The sequence below is a fragment of the Sphingobacterium sp. UBA6317 genome, from assembly GCF_002440385.1.
Classification (GTDB): domain Bacteria; phylum Bacteroidota; class Bacteroidia; order Sphingobacteriales; family Sphingobacteriaceae; genus Sphingobacterium; species Sphingobacterium multivorum.
The window spans coordinates 1-14,710 of the sequence record NZ_DJTD01000007.1 but is presented as its reverse complement, the minus strand read 5'-3'; the positions used below and the strand labels follow the sequence as shown (position 1 = coordinate 14,710).

Annotated in this window: 13 protein-coding genes; 8 read left to right on the top strand and 5 right to left on the bottom strand. The window is 37.7% G+C overall.

From position 1 onward, the window contains the following. The first annotated feature begins 103 nt into the window (after window positions 1-103). The 3 genes from B3E92_RS01665 (at window position 104) to B3E92_RS01655 (ending at window position 2,021) form a co-directional block, all read left to right on the top strand. On the top strand, window positions 104-664 hold the full coding sequence (locus B3E92_RS01665; RefSeq protein WP_286895079.1) for an HAD family hydrolase: 561 nt from the start codon (window positions 104-106) through the stop codon (window positions 662-664). A 95-nt stretch (window positions 665-759) separates the two neighbouring features. Continuing rightward, window positions 760-1,215 carry a GNAT family N-acetyltransferase gene (locus tag B3E92_RS01660; RefSeq protein WP_286895077.1) on the top strand — a complete coding sequence of 152 codons (456 nt, stop codon included), beginning with the start codon at window positions 760-762 and terminating at the stop codon, window positions 1,213-1,215. Between the two features lie 263 nt (window positions 1,216-1,478). Next, window positions 1,479-2,021, top strand: a complete 543-nt coding sequence (locus tag B3E92_RS01655; protein ID WP_286895076.1) for a Crp/Fnr family transcriptional regulator — start codon at window positions 1,479-1,481, stop codon at window positions 2,019-2,021. A 39-nt stretch (window positions 2,022-2,060) separates the two neighbouring features. Here the strand turns inward: B3E92_RS01655 and B3E92_RS01650 are convergent, their stop codons facing one another. The 4 genes from B3E92_RS01650 to B3E92_RS01635 all read right to left on the bottom strand — a co-directional run bounded on the left by B3E92_RS01650 (window position 2,061) and on the right by B3E92_RS01635 (window position 4,876). Further along, on the bottom strand, window positions 2,061-2,963 hold the full coding sequence (locus B3E92_RS01650; protein ID WP_286895074.1) for an LLM class flavin-dependent oxidoreductase: 903 nt from the start codon (window positions 2,961-2,963) through the stop codon (window positions 2,061-2,063). Then, a complete protein-coding gene (locus B3E92_RS01645; RefSeq protein WP_286895072.1) occupies window positions 2,935-3,090 on the bottom strand; it encodes a hypothetical protein in 156 nt (51 codons plus the stop codon). Before B3E92_RS01645 ends, B3E92_RS01650 begins: the two co-directional genes overlap by 29 nt. A 174-nt stretch (window positions 3,091-3,264) precedes the next feature. Further along, window positions 3,265-3,708, bottom strand: coding sequence for a hypothetical protein (locus B3E92_RS01640; RefSeq protein WP_286895071.1), 444 nt, complete (start codon window positions 3,706-3,708; stop codon window positions 3,265-3,267). 235 nt (window positions 3,709-3,943) lie between these two features. Further along, a complete protein-coding gene (locus B3E92_RS01635) occupies window positions 3,944-4,876 on the bottom strand; it encodes an alpha/beta hydrolase (RefSeq protein ID WP_286895070.1) in 933 nt (310 codons plus the stop codon). Between the two features lie 1,270 nt (window positions 4,877-6,146). On the opposite strand from B3E92_RS01635, the gene B3E92_RS01630 reads away from it, so the two are divergent. The 4 genes from B3E92_RS01630 to B3E92_RS01615 all read left to right on the top strand — a co-directional run bounded on the left by B3E92_RS01630 (window position 6,147) and on the right by B3E92_RS01615 (window position 11,937). After that, window positions 6,147-7,676 (top strand): PAS domain-containing sensor histidine kinase, encoded by a 1,530-nt coding sequence (locus tag B3E92_RS01630; protein ID WP_286895069.1) that lies wholly within the window; start codon window positions 6,147-6,149, stop codon window positions 7,674-7,676. Beyond that, window positions 7,666-8,031 carry a response regulator gene (locus B3E92_RS01625; RefSeq protein ID WP_070570575.1) on the top strand — a complete coding sequence of 122 codons (366 nt, stop codon included), beginning with the start codon at window positions 7,666-7,668 and terminating at the stop codon, window positions 8,029-8,031. Before B3E92_RS01630 ends, B3E92_RS01625 begins: the two co-directional genes overlap by 11 nt. A 192-nt stretch (window positions 8,032-8,223) precedes the next feature. Then, window positions 8,224-8,613: a DUF5856 family protein gene (locus tag B3E92_RS01620; RefSeq protein ID WP_046672983.1), complete on the top strand. Its 390-nt coding sequence runs from the start codon at window positions 8,224-8,226 to the stop codon at window positions 8,611-8,613. 360 nt (window positions 8,614-8,973) lie between these two features. After that, window positions 8,974-11,937, top strand: a complete 2,964-nt coding sequence (locus B3E92_RS01615) for a response regulator (protein ID WP_286895067.1) — start codon at window positions 8,974-8,976, stop codon at window positions 11,935-11,937. 401 nt (window positions 11,938-12,338) lie between these two features. Here the strand turns inward: B3E92_RS01615 and B3E92_RS01610 are convergent, their stop codons facing one another. Then, window positions 12,339-13,292 (bottom strand): transporter, encoded by a 954-nt coding sequence (locus B3E92_RS01610; RefSeq protein ID WP_286895066.1) that lies wholly within the window; start codon window positions 13,290-13,292, stop codon window positions 12,339-12,341. Window positions 13,293-13,627: 335 nt separating this feature from the next. Here B3E92_RS01610 and B3E92_RS01605 point away from each other — a divergent pair. After that, window positions 13,628-14,710: TPR end-of-group domain-containing protein (locus B3E92_RS01605; RefSeq protein ID WP_286895064.1), on the top strand; the 1,083-nt coding region annotated here is incomplete at its 3' end.

The window sequence follows — 14,710 nt, the reverse complement described above, 5'->3', positions numbered from 1 at the left end:
AAATAGTCTACTGGCCAGCCATATTGGGAAAGCTAGAGAACAATGGGCCGGACAAACTTCGAGCAACTTGAAATTAAGGTCAGAATATCGCAAATGCACCTGTATGAATAGTATAAAGGAAACTCTTTTGGTATTGGATTTGGACGAAACATTGTTGTACGCGACAAAAAATAAGTTGATACAGCAGGAAGACTTTATTATTGGGACATATTATGTATATGTCCGTCCAAATTTAACCTATTTTTTAACAGAGATGGCTGGAGATTTTAAGCTGGCCATTTGGAGCTCTGCGGATGATTGTTACGTGCAGGAACTCGTTGATAAAATAAAACCAGCCGCTGTCAATTTTGAGTTTATCTGGGGACGATCGCGCACGACAAAAAAAAGAATGAGTGTGACTGATGAATACTATTACGTAAAAAGGTTATCCAAAGTAAAACGCAAAGGCTTCTTATTGGAAAAAACGCTTATTATTGATGATACGGCTGAAAAATCAATGTTGAACTATAGCAATGCAATCCAAATAGTTGAATTTGTAGGAAATACTAACGATGGCGAGCTACTCCTACTGGCTTCCTATTTAAAGAAATTTAAAAATGTCGAAAATGTCAGGAGAATCGAGAAAAGATATTGGAAGAGTGAAGTTTTTGCAGATTACGTGTAGGCTTCAGCTATAAAATTAATCGAAATAGCGAATATATTTTTTGCTGTCCCCTTACCGAGATAATTTCCGACTTGTATATTTATATTTACGAACGAATGACATTAGAGATCAAATTCAGACGCGCATTAAAAACTGACCTCAAGTTTCTGCTGGACCTCAGAAAACAGACCATGACTCCGCATTTAATTGCCAGTTCATTACCCATCTCAGAAAAAGCGCATTTACGAAGGATTGATTATAAATTTGAACATGCCTTAATAATTGAAATGGAAGACATTCCTATTGGGCTTTTAAAAGTGGATAGACAACACGATAATATTGATCTGATACAAATTCAGATCACACCCAACTACCAAGGTAAAGGGGTCGGTAGGAAAATATTGAATGATTTGATAAAGGAAGCTATTGAAACAGAGAAATCGATCACATTAAGTGTCTTAAAAACCAATCAGGTTAAAAAACTATACTTAAACGTGGGTTTCAAAATTGTTGGTGAGACGGATAATTCCTATCTGATGCTATCTGATGCCCACAAGAAAAGGTCTGTTTAACAGGCCTGCTATCGTATGCTTTTGGTCAATCCATTATTTGGGGCGACTCAATCAGGAATATCCCTTCTCACATGAATGAAGTATTTTCGGAGCCACCTTACGGTACAAACGGATTTAAAATTTAGGATACCATCGGCTGCTAAGATTAAGGAATATAAAACAATTTTAGAAAAGTCGATCAACAGCCGAAGCATCCAAACTAAAAATTACATAAAAAATAAAAGTAGGTATATTTACTTTTGTATCAGGTAAAACAACGACTAATGTACGATACTTTAATCAACTACATCAATTCGCGGGTCTCCAGCCCCCTAACCTTAGATGAAATCGGGATCCTAAAAAATAATTTTGTGCACCGTAAAATCAAAAAACGTCAAACATTTTTGCAGGAAGGTGACATAAGTAATAACATGGGATTCCTTGTCAAAGGTGCTATGAAAAAATACAGTATAGACGCTAAAGGTACCGAGCACATCATGAGTCTTTATATTGAAGGCTGGTGGGTCGGTGACCGTGAAAGTTTTGCAAAAATCACACCCTCCGCCTTCTATATTGAAGCTTGTATAGATACTGATTTGCTTGTATTGACAAAAAATGCCGCAGAAAATGTATTTTCTCTTCCAATCATGAATGAACTTACACGCCTATTGGATGAAAATTATTCTTATGCAAGCCAAAAAAGAATAAATGCTGCCCTAAGTATGACTGCTGAAGAACGTTATAATATGCTCATTGATAGCTATCCTGAATTTACACAGCGATTTCCACAGCAGCTGATTGCATCTTATCTAGGTATTACCAAATAAACGCTGAGCAGAATCAGGTCCCGGGCAGTCAAAAAATAATCAGGATTGATTTACCATGGGAATTACTTTTGTTCCGATTAATTCAATAGCTCTGAATTTATCTTCCTTGCTCAGTCCTGGGTTATCCATCTGAAATGTAAATCTTGAGATACCACCCAATGCCTCACTATGTCGCAATATCTTTTCTGCAACTTCTTCGGGACTGCCAATAACATAGGCGCCAGTCGGCTCAGCTTGGGCCTCAAACATTTCCCGCGTTGGCGTCGACCAGCCTCTCTCCTTTCCAATTTTGCCCATCATTTCCTGATACCCCGGAAAATAAAGATTTTTAGCCTTTGATGTTGTATCCGCGACAAAACCGAGTGAATGTAATCCTACTTTAAGCTTCTCCCGAGGATGTCCGGCTTTTTGTCCGGCCTCATAATATAAATCTATCAAAGGCCGAAACCGATGGGTTTCACCGCCGATGACGGCTACCATTAATGGGAGCCCCAGTATTCCGGCTCGAATAAATGATTGTGGCGTGCCTCCCACTCCTATCCAAACAGGGAGTTGCTCCTGCACCGGCCTCGGATATACTGCCTGTTGTTTCAGCTCTGCCCGGAATTTTCCCTTCCAGGTTACTGTTTCATGATCACGTAATTCTAGAAGCAATTTGACTTTCTCCTCGAATAGTGCATCATAGTCTTGCGTGTTGAACCCAAATAACGGAAAAGCATCAATAAATGATCCTCTTCCGGCTACAATCTCAGCCCGCCCTTTAGAAATAATATCCAATGTTGCATACTCCTGAAATACCCTTACCGGATCCGCCGCACTCAGTACAGTAACCGCACTCGTTAGACGGATATGCTGAGTTCTAGCGGCCGCTGCAGCCAGTATAACTGCTGGTGATTCATCTAAAAATTCTTTTCTATGATGTTCCCCCGAGCCCGAAGACATGCAAGCCTGCCTGATCTGCAAACGCTATCTTTGACAATAGGGCTTCCATTGCTGTTATATTTTCCGCTGAACTCAACCCACCATCATATGCTCCGGTAGCGATAAAACTATCTATTCCTATTTCCATAATTACTTTTAATCTGATAGACTTCCCTTATTGAAAGCTATTCAAATTTCTATTTTTCCGACGGCTTAAAACGATGATCTAGATCAAAAAAGATGTTTTTTCATTTTAGATTGGCACTTAAAGGAGCATGCATTGAACAATGCAATCTGATAAGTCTATCAACTCGAATCTTTCTTAATTCTTGCTCATCGCTTTCATGGCTAGACCAGCGGCCACTCCTCCGATCACATACCAGGCCACGGTCATTAACTTGGTACGATCAGTCTTTTTTATTGGCTTGGCATCCAGTCCGGCCTGTTCAGGAATAGTCAGTGTTGCCAGGCCAATTACTGTTCCGAGCAGCGCTCCTTTGAGCAGCATATTTTTCTGACCTCCATATCCGATGAGGGTATATAACATGGCATTTGAAGCTACATCTGCCCCAAAAGTTGCCGCCACCAGTGCATTACCCTTTGGCGGTTTAAATCCAGCAAAGCGCACTGTTTTCTGCATCGCTTCTTCGCCCACTTTATCCACTTCTGGTGCTTTGGGATCGAATCTCTTGGCAGCACTATGGACCACATTGAGTACGAGCGCACCGATCAATCCGCCCAACATATTTTTATTAAATCCATTCATATTTTGCTTTTTACGTTTTCAACCTTTTTTGTACTGTTTTTGTGCAGTTATTCTGAGAACAATGGACAACCTAAAATCGTTTAATCAAATCCACAGACGAAATTTTTGCTACAATGTATTAAGCTTTCAGGACAGTCCAGAGAAGTTTGTTCAGAACTGGCAAATCGATCGTGTGCTCTCGAGGAGGATGGTTGCAGAAATACCTCACCCTATATTGAAGTAACTTTTCGGAAGATTATTTTAAGTTTTCTTTTGTGAATGCTGCGATGTCCCGAAAAGCTTCTCTTGTTTCTCTTAAAACAGCTCCCATATGCAAAAAACCATGGACCATCCCTTTGTAATGAGTAATTTTGACTGGTATTTCGGAGGTTTTCATATTCTCTGCCAATTGTTTTCCTTCATCCCGCAAAGGATCGTGTTCAGCCAATAAAATCAACGTCGGAGGCGTATTTTTAAAATCTTTAATCAAAAGAGGAATTGCTATGGGGTTCTGTTGATCTTTTGGGTCGGTTAGATACCAATTCCAGGCTTTTATTCCTTCCTCTTTATTAATAATCGGACCATTTTCATAGTCTTTCCATGACTGTGTATTTAATTGATTATCAGCTGCCGGATAAATCAACACCTGAAACCTCAAATGCTCACCAAGCCGTGTCGAAACTCCTACGGCTAAAGCTGCCCCCGCACTGTCGCCAATAATTCCGATCATATTTTTATCGATGTTTAAAGAGTTCGAATTATTAACGATCCACTCAGTCGCTGATTGAGCATCATCGAAACCAGCCGGAAAAGGATACTCTGGCGCCAGTCGATAGTCGACAAAAACAATGGCAGAACCCGTAGCGTTGGCCAATTGACGGACAATAGCATCGTGCGTCTCAAAACTTCCCGAAATAAACCAACCGCCATGAAGATAAACGATAGCCGGTGATTTTTCATTTATAATTTCATTGGGTCGGTATATTCTCACAGGAATTTCGTGATTCTTGCTACGAATATTAAATTCTTCTATCATTTTCACTGCTTCTTTTTTGCCGCTGAGCTGAACGGCCATTGTCTCATATCCTTTGCGGCTTATATCTAATGAATTTATGCCGTCAAACACATGAAGCTTGTTCAGGTTTTCAATTATTTTAGTTATTTCAGGAGTCAATTTAGTTGTATTCATTTCTTTACTATGATTTATGTTTTTATAGAAAATCATTCCCGGTATCACGCGTATTCCGAGAGTTTTTTTGATAGGCTATCAAAATTTCAAGTAAAATTAAATAGAAGTCATACATTTACTATAATACACCGCTGAATGTATGTTACTAACAAATTTGTAAGTAATATTTTAGGCAATATTAGGATATGGTACCAGAAGACTAAATAAGAGCTATTATGTTTCCCATAGATCATGAATTTACAATGGTATATACATTATATATACTTCTATTTTCCTATATTATCTATCGAATTTTAGCAGCTGGCAACGGAGAAAAAGTTCGACTGATATTTATTGTGTGTATTAGCCTTATAGCTAATGTTTTTCTTTATATAGATCCTGCTGATATTCAAGGTGGAGCATCATTAGTGGTACTATTTTACTCATTAATTATTTGGGTGTTAACCTTCCTAGCAACAGCTGTCAATTACATTTTTTCAAGTTGGAAAAAGAAAAATTAGCTATCGTAGTTAGGAAAAAGAAAGAAGTCAAAAAACTATACGGACTCAAAGAATCATCCATATATGCCGAATGCTATGTTGCCAACCTGTTTATGTTTTTTTTATTTTGGAAGATTGAAATCCACTTAAAATAATTGACACTAATACAAGTAAAATTCCAACTATTAAAAATGGAATCCAAGATATGAAGCAAAATTCTGATAATTCTATTATGAATGAGCTATAATCACCTCTCGAAGCAAACATTCCAACGCCAAATAATAACATTAGAATTGACGAAAGACATAATGTTATTCCAATGAAGAATAATTTTCTACGATGTGACATTCTATTCGGTGTTTTCAGGTTCATAGCTTCCCCAAGCCGATCTTAGGATAATTATATCCTCAAATTTCCTCCCCCTCGACGTAATTGGAAGTGGGTACTATCATAGAATTCTACTTTTCAAATGTGAAATTAATATGAACATCTACAATTTACTCAAGCCAGTATCACTACGATTATTGACTAATTTTAATACAAAGATAGTAATTGTCTTTAGTTCTTTTGGCTGTTTATTAAATAATGGAAGCGAAATCATTTTACATCTCAATTTATCCACTGAGCGTGTTTCAAATACGCTCAGTTTATGTTGTTTGGTGTACAATACCACATGCTAGCTAAACTCCTAACGCGGATTTATACGTGTTTTTCAAAAAAAACAGGCTGTTTTTCATTGGTTTTAGTTTTATAGATTAAATTGGACAACAATATTTGGAATACAACACTATATGGGAAAACGTGCGTCAGGCATTAATGAATTAAATATATATCTTAAGGCTTTAAATTCTGCTTATTCAGGCATTATTATCACCGATAATTTGCAGCATGATAATCCGATTATCTATTGCAATAAGGCCTTTGAAAACATCAGTGGTTATTCACACGATGAAATTATCGGTCACAATTGTCGCTTTTTGCAAGCGCAGGATCGTTCTCAACCTGAACGCTACATCCTCAAAGATTGTATCAAAAATGGTGAAGAATGTAAGATCGAAATTCGCAATTACCGCAAAGACGGAACACTTTTTTGGAATGAGCTTTTCATTTCACCTGTGAAGAATGAGGCCGGCCAGGTGACGCACTTTATTGGTGTTCAAAATGATATTACCTCGCGTAAAAAGGCCGAACATGAACTTCGGGAGGAAAAAAACAATGTTGAGATCAAAATACAGCAACGGACCAAAGAATTGCAGGAGAAGGAAAGCTTCCTTTCGAGCATGATTGAAACGGTTCGCGAAAGTCTTCTAGTACTCGATGGCAATTATATTGTACTGAGTGCAAATAAACATTTTTTAACATCATTTCACGTCTCCTCAGAAGAGACTGTAGGAAAATTATTGTTTGATCTGGGCAATAAGCAATGGGATATCCCCTCCTTGAAGGAACTTCTTACGCATATTTTACCAACCAGCAATCCCGTAATTGATTACGAAGTAGAACATGTATTTCCGCATATCGGCCGCAAAGTGATGCTATTAAATGCCTATCGCATAGAGTTTGAAGGGCAATATAAAGACCGTATCCTGATCGCCATTGAAGACATCACCGAGAAAAAAGAACAGGATCTACGTAAAGACGATTTTTTGTCCGTCGCTAGTCATGAACTAAAGACGCCCCTAACGACCATTAAGGGGCTTGTACAGATTCTGCAACGACTTAGTATAGACCATTCCGACAATAAATTTGTCAGTACACTGGATAAAATTTCGGCCTATATAGATCGACTGAATATATTGATTACTAAATTACTAGACACCTCAAAAATACAGTCTGGCCATATTGAGCTCCACATGGAGCCATTTGCCATAGATCATACAATTCGGGAAGCCATTGACAATATAATGGTAGGTGTACCTGGTTACAAAATAAACCTATTAGGCTCCACAGATGCTACAGTTAGCGGCGATGAATTACAAATTATTCAGGTAATCAATAATCTGTTGTCCAATGCGATCAAATATTCACCGGGTTCAAATAGAATCGACGTTGCCATTCACAGGGTTGCCAATTTTGTCAAGATCTCTGTACGAGACTATGGCATGGGAATAGCAAATGTCGACAAGCAAAAAATATTTGAGCGCTTCTTTCGCGCCGGCCATACCCAAAAGAAATTTCCGGGATTAGGTATTGGACTGTATGTTTCGCACGAGATCATAACGCATCACAACGGAACCCTTTGGGTAGAAAGCGAACCCGGAGAAGGTTCTACTTTTAATTTCACATTACCAATAATGAGGACAGAAAACGATGAAAAGTAAGAAAATAATGATCTGTGACGATGACCAAGGCATTGTTGAGATGCTGGAATTATTCTTGGATCTGGAGGGTTACCAGGTCTTAAGCGAAACAAACAGTACAAATCTGACCAAACAGCTCATAGCATATCAGCCAGATCTTTTGTTATTGGATCTCTGGATGCCCGTGCTTTCGGGCGACCAGCTGATTAAAATCATACGCAATACACCCGAAATCAAAAATATACCTATCCTTGTTCTATCCGCCAGTGTAGATGGTCGCGATGTTGCCGAAGGACTTGGCGCAAACGGATTTATTGCGAAACCTTTTGATTTAAATGAAATTACATCCAGTATTCACGACGTATTGGCTAGTTAAAAGTATAGTACAATCTCCTAATTTCGTCCGACTTCGTTGGGTAGGCCCTACTGGCACACAAAACTATACAGTCGAAAATCCGGATATCCTTGATTTCTTGATCACTAGCGGTTTTTCTAATAAATTAGAAACTTTGACCGCTAGGTTGTTGTTATAATAATCAAAAATGTGACTTAAATAAAGTAAAATATCATGGCAAAAAAACAACAGAACTCAAAACAGGAAATTGCGAACTTTTTAGGTGAAATGATTTCATTCAGAAACGCATTGAAGCTGACCCATTGGTCGATAACAGGAAAAGGGAGCTATGAGGCTCATATTTCTTTAGACCAAGCGATTGAGTCTCTTATTGATATTACAGACAGACTGGTGGAAACCACTTTTTCATTGGAAGGTACACTTGATATCGTGATTCCCCAAACGTCAAAACCGGCTAATTACATCAAATACATTGAGGATTTTTACAAGCAAGTTGAAAACAAACGAGAAGGACTTTTTAAGGAAAACTTCTCACAATCCATTATTGATGATGCGCAAGAAGCTGTCCAACAGTTATTGTTCAGATTAAAAAGATTGGAGTAATGCCCATGTTCGGGAGCTTTTCCTGAGTAACGGTCGAACCTATATTCGGCCGTTTTTTTATAGATTAAATTGAATAGTAAATTGTTTTAATCTCTAATAATAAATAATCGCACGCTATTTTTACCTATCAATCTCCAGATTACCTCATGTTTTATGATTTATTATCTGGTAGTCCCGTTGTTTTGAAATATCATTTCCACTTGCTTAATGATCGAATTAAATATCTGAAAATAACAACTTAACAGTACAATATACGCCAATAGTAACATTGCCCACCTTGGATTATTATTCAAAGTATTCAATAGGAAATCTGAGGTAATTATTTACTTTTTTAGTATCTTAACAGCAAACAACTATCCCATGACAAAAAAAATTATTAGAAATCTTCAGATCGGGGTAATGCTCTCTTTGATACTGCTGATTACAGGTTCTATAGCCTCTTATATTAGCATAAATAAGCAGATGGAAAGCAGGAAAAGCCTCTTAAAAACGAAGGAATCTATCAGTTTAATAAAGGATATTTTAAACACGTTGTTAAATGCTGAAACTGGCAATCGAGGTTACCAGCTTACCGGCAAGGAAGAATTTCTTGAACCGTTGAATAAAGGCGTGAAAGAATATCCCCTGCTTATTGCTGACCAAGACAAGTTTAATCTTAAAGATAAACTCCAAATTAATATCTTTCATGAACTGCGGCAGAACTCAGACCTGCTGATGAAAGACTATGTCTCGCTGATTAATAATCGTAAAAAGGGTCTAGTAATGAACCCAGAAGAGCTTGAGCAAAACAAGCGAACCATGGATAAATGTCGAATGCTCGTTCAAGAATTTGTAAAACACGGAGAAGTTCAACTTGCCTTAAAAAATGAAGATCTGAATAACTCCACCAAACGGACCGTTTTGTTCATTATATTTTCTGCAGTTGCAGCAATTGGTGTCACCATTTTCGTCTATATTCAATTGAAATCTGACATAATTCGCCGAGATAAGTTGGAAAAAGATCTGTTTTATACGAAGGAAATGCTCGAGGAAACAAGTGCGGTTGCGCAAGTGGGAGGCTGGGAAGTCAATATGAAAAGCGGAAAGCTCACTTGGTCTCAAAGTGTGCGAGAAATTCATAAAACTAACATTAATTTCCAACCAACTTTTGAAAATGCCCTTGGATTTTACGAAGGAAAAAATAGAGAGCGAATAGAATATCTATTTGACAGAGCAGTACAACAAGGAATTTCTTTTGATGAGGAGCTGCAACTCCTGCGTAATGACGGCGTTACGATTTGGGTAAGGATAAAGGGTATTCCCGAATTTGAAAATGAAATATGCCACAGGGTTTTTGGAATTATTCAGGACATTGATGCCTTCAAAAAAATGTTTCTAGAGGTTGCCGAGAAGGAGGCTATGATGCAGTCCTTTGCCACCGATGTTCCTATTCCATTGGCAATGTTGGACAAAGCCCTTAACTACATTGCTGTAAGTAGTAGATGGCGAGATGAATTTAATATGAATAATGTCGATCTTATCGGCAATAATCTATTTACAATATCGCCTAATATTCCAGAAGAAAGAAAAAAAATTTACAGGAATGCGCTTTTGGGAGAAACGTACACCGATGGGGATTTTGCGGTAAAGGTGGAAGGTAAAGAAGAAATTCAGCATTACGACCTTAAAGTCGGGCCATGGTATCTTACAAAAGATGAGGTTGGAGGTATAATTATTTCCATACAGAATATTACAAATTCCGTAAAAATAAACGAAGAACTGAAAAGCGCTAAGGAAACTGCGGATATAGCCAGCAGGGCAAAATCCGAATTTCTGGCCAATATGAGTCATGAGATCCGTACGCCTTTGAACGGAGTTATAGGATTTTCAGACCTCCTCCTCCGTACACCGCTGAATGAAACACAAACACAATATCTGAATTACATCAACGAATCAGGAGAAAACCTGCTCAGCATTATCAATGATATACTGGATTTTTCTAAAATAGAATCCGGAAAAATGGAACTTTTGATCGAAAAAAGTGACGTGTATGATATGTTAAGTCAAGTCATCAACGTGATTCTTTATCAATCCCAGAAAAAAAACATCGAACTTCTTCTCAACGTTGAGCCGGGCCTCCCGAAAACACTTTTTATTGATGAAGCCAGGTTAAAACAGATCTTGATCAATCTGCTAGGGAATGCTGTGAAATTCACAGAAAAGGGTGAGATCGAACTAAAAGTAGAGAAATTGCGCATGGATGATCATACGATTGCTTTGCGTTTCTCGGTAAGAGATACAGGAATCGGCATTCCTGTTGAGAAACAGAAATATATTTTTGATGCCTTTACGCAGGAAAACAGTTCAATCAGCAAGCGATTTGGCGGTACGGGACTAGGGCTAACGATCTCAAACAATATCTTGGGCTATATGGGGAGTCATTTATCTCTAAACAGCGAGATAGACAGCGGATCTGTATTTTTCTTCGATCTCACGGTTCCATACGAAAAGTCTGAATGGAAGGAAGAAGATGAAACGGCTATTAAAACGGCATTAGTGGTAGATGATAATGAAAGCAACAGGGTCATCCTTGAACACATGCTTACCTATAAAAATATCAAATCCACATTGGCTTCTAACGGAATGGAAGCACTGGATATCATGTTGAAGGGTGAGCGGTTTGATGTGATTTTGATGGATTATCATATGCCTATCATGTCTGGGTTGGAAACAATTGAGAAAATAAAAGCCTTGTTAAATCTGCGAAAGGAGATCGCTCCATTTATAGTACTTTCTTCTTCTTCGGAAGACCTGGATATACTTACTTCGGTTAGGAAAATAGAAAATACACATTTGCTGTTGAAGCCTATAAAATCACATGATCTATACAAAACCCTAAAAAAGGTAGACAGAAGTACTGTATTAGAAATTATCCAGGATCAGCCAGAGAAAGATTCACATGCATTTGCACGAGAACTAGATGTGCTTTTAGTTGATGATAACCCAGTAAATATGGTCCTGAACAATAGGATAATGAAGTCTCTAGCTCCCAACATACATTTAACGGAAGCTGCAAACGGTTTACAAGCTTTGGAAGAATGCAGGAAAAAGCAGTTTTCCCTTATTATTATGGATGTACAAATGCCGATAATGAGTGGTATTGAGGCGACACAACATATTAGAATGCTGTCAGGATATCAACACATCCCGATCATAGGTGTTACCGCCGGAAATGTGCTGGGAGAAAAAGAAAAATGTCTTGAATCCGGAATGAACAACTTTCTTCCCAAACCAATACGGCGGGCAGACCTTCTCGAAGTACTCAAAAAATATATTAATGTTTAATGGTTATAGAAAATGGGCGTGCTTAGCATATAAATGAGTTTATATTATCGCGTCATCTAAATTTTATCGTTCACCAAAGTACTTATAATACATTTGGTAATACTTATCCTATGTCAAGTTTGAGTTGGATACTAAAGCTTAATTCTGGTTATCACAACAAAAATTATAAAACCGTCAATTTGGAAAATTACAGTATTACAATACCTCTGCATTCACCTGCAGAAAAAGTACTCTGTACATTGATCAATGATATTCCACTATTATGGACTGAAATTTTTGAAGGCTTTCAAATAAACAAGGGGAATATTCTACGACTATTTTTGGAGAACCAATAGTTAACCCATTTCGCCTACAGGAGCTCCAAGCAAACACAAAAGCCGCGTTTTATAGCATCCTCTGAGTTATATTTCCGGTATTAGGAAATTTACACCCGTTTGAAAAGCAATCCCACCAAATCTATTTTCGGTTGCAAAATTCTGCGTTACTCGGGCCATTATACCGATTTTATAAGGTACCACCCAATACGATCCGAATGCACCTATTCCCGCATTTTGGTCAGAAAGAAAACTTCCTTCTGTTCCCTTGTCATCGGATACTTGTTTTGAATAGTTACCAAATAGCCCTACTTCATCTCCCCGAGAATTCAGTAGATATGAACCACCTAAATCAAAAGTAAGATGACTTCCTTCTTTAAAGTCAGTGTTTTTTTGCCACTGATTGATTTCTAATGTAGGAGCAATACTTAAATTGATCTTGGAATTTGGTTTATATTTAAGAGCACCACGGATATTATGTGACCAATATCCATGCCCCCCATTATCTAAACTACCATGCTCGTATTTCCCAGTTGGCGCCCATAGGCCATAATTTAATCCATATTGAAACTTCCCCTGCTTCCATGATAACCAGATTGGCTGTACATACATGTCGCCAAATCCTAAACTCTTATTGGTAAAAACATATCTTCCAGGACCTGTCTGCTGCGAATAGTAGTCCAACGCAATATTGGCGGTAGGACTGTTTACTGTCGGAATAACCATCAGTCCCCAATTGGCGCCCAACATCTTCCCCTTTCCTCCGTAAATTGCCATCAGGATAAAAGAATGCGTGATCACCTTTTGTTCAATTTGTAAAGTAGTAGGATTTCCAGGAACCGGATTAATCAATTGATCTGTCTTTTTACCCTGCCCATTGAAATAATTCATATTGGCATAACCATACCATACTGGTATAATCAACCCTTCATGCGGAGCAAAATAATCGTTGGGATTAAACGATGAACCGTTGTAATGCCCCTGACCATAAACTTTCATCATGGACAGGATAAATAGAAACACATAAAATATCTTTTTCATATGACGAATCATTAATCCCTTATAATATCATTCAAAATGCAAACAACTCTACACGTGTTTTGTTGCATTTTCCAGATAATTTCCGCTTAATATTCATCCTCCTACTCGCGCAGCGCTTAAATGTATTAAAGACGACATTCGATCACAGCGAATTAAGCGATAATTATTTAAAAAGTATTTGGATAATATTTTACGAGCCAGATGTAATATTCCACATGGCATAACTGTCTTAAAGCAAAATCTATTTTATAAAATCGTAGGACAAAGCTTTTCAAACACAAAATTACAGTTGACATTGATAAAATAAAACTATTTACTTTAACTAAAAACTTCCAATGAAACTATTATTTAACCTCCTTCTTTTCATGCTATTGACCACCTGTGTATCCGCGCAGACAGCTTCGATGACATGGCATAAATTCCTCTCAGACTTTAAGAATTTAGAACAGGAATATAATAATTATTACCCGGCAAAGGATTATCAAAAAGCAGCCACAGTATTAAATGCCATATCGGCCAAAATGGGCAGCTTACAGCTATCTGAAAAAGAAAAGCAGGAATATCAAACTACAATAAGTGAAATCAATGCGAATATAAACTACAACCTTGCTTGTTTACAATCATTACTAAATCAAAAAAAACAAGCTGTTTCAAGTTTTGAAAAGGCAATTTTGTGGGGATATACCGACTATCGTAATGCTTTAAATGATCACGATCTAGATAATATTCGAAAGGAAAGCAAATTTGTAAAAGCATTGGTCCAACTGAAACAATACGATAAATTAACCCTGTTGCAGCAATCAGGAGGATACGTTTCAGCAAATATTGACTCTTTGCCGATATTTACCTACGAGGTAGCGAGCGATCGTAATTTATTAGCAGTAAAAAATTTTTTCAACCTGGACTCGATAGCTGGTAATGGCGACGAAATTTCCAAAATCCGTAATATCATGTTTTTCGTGGCAAATAACATTAAATATGACGGCAGCAATTGGGCGCTATGTGAATTTGACGCAATTGATTTTTACAACTACCACAAGGCAACGGGAAAGGGTATCAACTGTCGGCACAAAGCGATGACGTTAAATGAAATGTACCTCGCTATGGGATTTAAACGCTATGTTACATGCATGCCAAAAGACGACAAAGATACTGATTGCCATGTGATCAATAGCGTATATGCTGAAACTCTAAAAAAATGGCTGTGGATGGATCCTTCCCATGGTACATGTGTGATGGACGACAACAACAATTTACTGAGCATTGAAGAAGTTAGGGAGCATTTAAAAAATAATCAATCGCTCAAGCTAAACGCAGAGTCCAAAGTAAGCAAACTTTGGTATCTGGATTATTATATGGCAAAAAATTTATACTGGATTCAATGTACGAATAAAAGCGTATCCGTCCTACCAAGTACA

Excerpts from the sequence above, each read along its gene's own strand:
- B3E92_RS01665 (WP_286895079.1), top strand. The coding sequence starts at position 104 with ATGAATAGTATAAAGGAAACTCTTTTGGTATTGGATTTGGACGAAACA.
- B3E92_RS01660 (WP_286895077.1), top strand. The coding sequence starts at position 760 with ATGACATTAGAGATCAAATTCAGACGCGCATTAAAAACTGACCTCAAG.
- B3E92_RS01655 (WP_286895076.1), top strand. The coding sequence starts at position 1,479 with ATGTACGATACTTTAATCAACTACATCAATTCGCGGGTCTCCAGCCCC.
- B3E92_RS01650 (WP_286895074.1), bottom strand. The coding sequence starts at position 2,963 with ATGTCTTCGGGCTCGGGGGAACATCATAGAAAAGAATTTTTAGATGAA.
- B3E92_RS01645 (WP_286895072.1), bottom strand. The coding sequence starts at position 3,090 with ATGGAAATAGGAATAGATAGTTTTATCGCTACCGGAGCATATGATGGT.
- B3E92_RS01640 (WP_286895071.1), bottom strand. The coding sequence starts at position 3,708 with ATGAATGGATTTAATAAAAATATGTTGGGCGGATTGATCGGTGCGCTC.
- B3E92_RS01635 (WP_286895070.1), bottom strand. The coding sequence starts at position 4,876 with ATGAATACAACTAAATTGACTCCTGAAATAACTAAAATAATTGAAAAC.
- B3E92_RS01630 (WP_286895069.1), top strand. The coding sequence starts at position 6,147 with ATGGGAAAACGTGCGTCAGGCATTAATGAATTAAATATATATCTTAAG.
- B3E92_RS01625 (WP_070570575.1), top strand. The coding sequence starts at position 7,666 with ATGAAAAGTAAGAAAATAATGATCTGTGACGATGACCAAGGCATTGTT.
- B3E92_RS01620 (WP_046672983.1), top strand. The coding sequence starts at position 8,224 with ATGGCAAAAAAACAACAGAACTCAAAACAGGAAATTGCGAACTTTTTA.
- B3E92_RS01615 (WP_286895067.1), top strand. The coding sequence starts at position 8,974 with ATGACAAAAAAAATTATTAGAAATCTTCAGATCGGGGTAATGCTCTCT.
- B3E92_RS01610 (WP_286895066.1), bottom strand. The coding sequence starts at position 13,292 with ATGAAAAAGATATTTTATGTGTTTCTATTTATCCTGTCCATGATGAAA.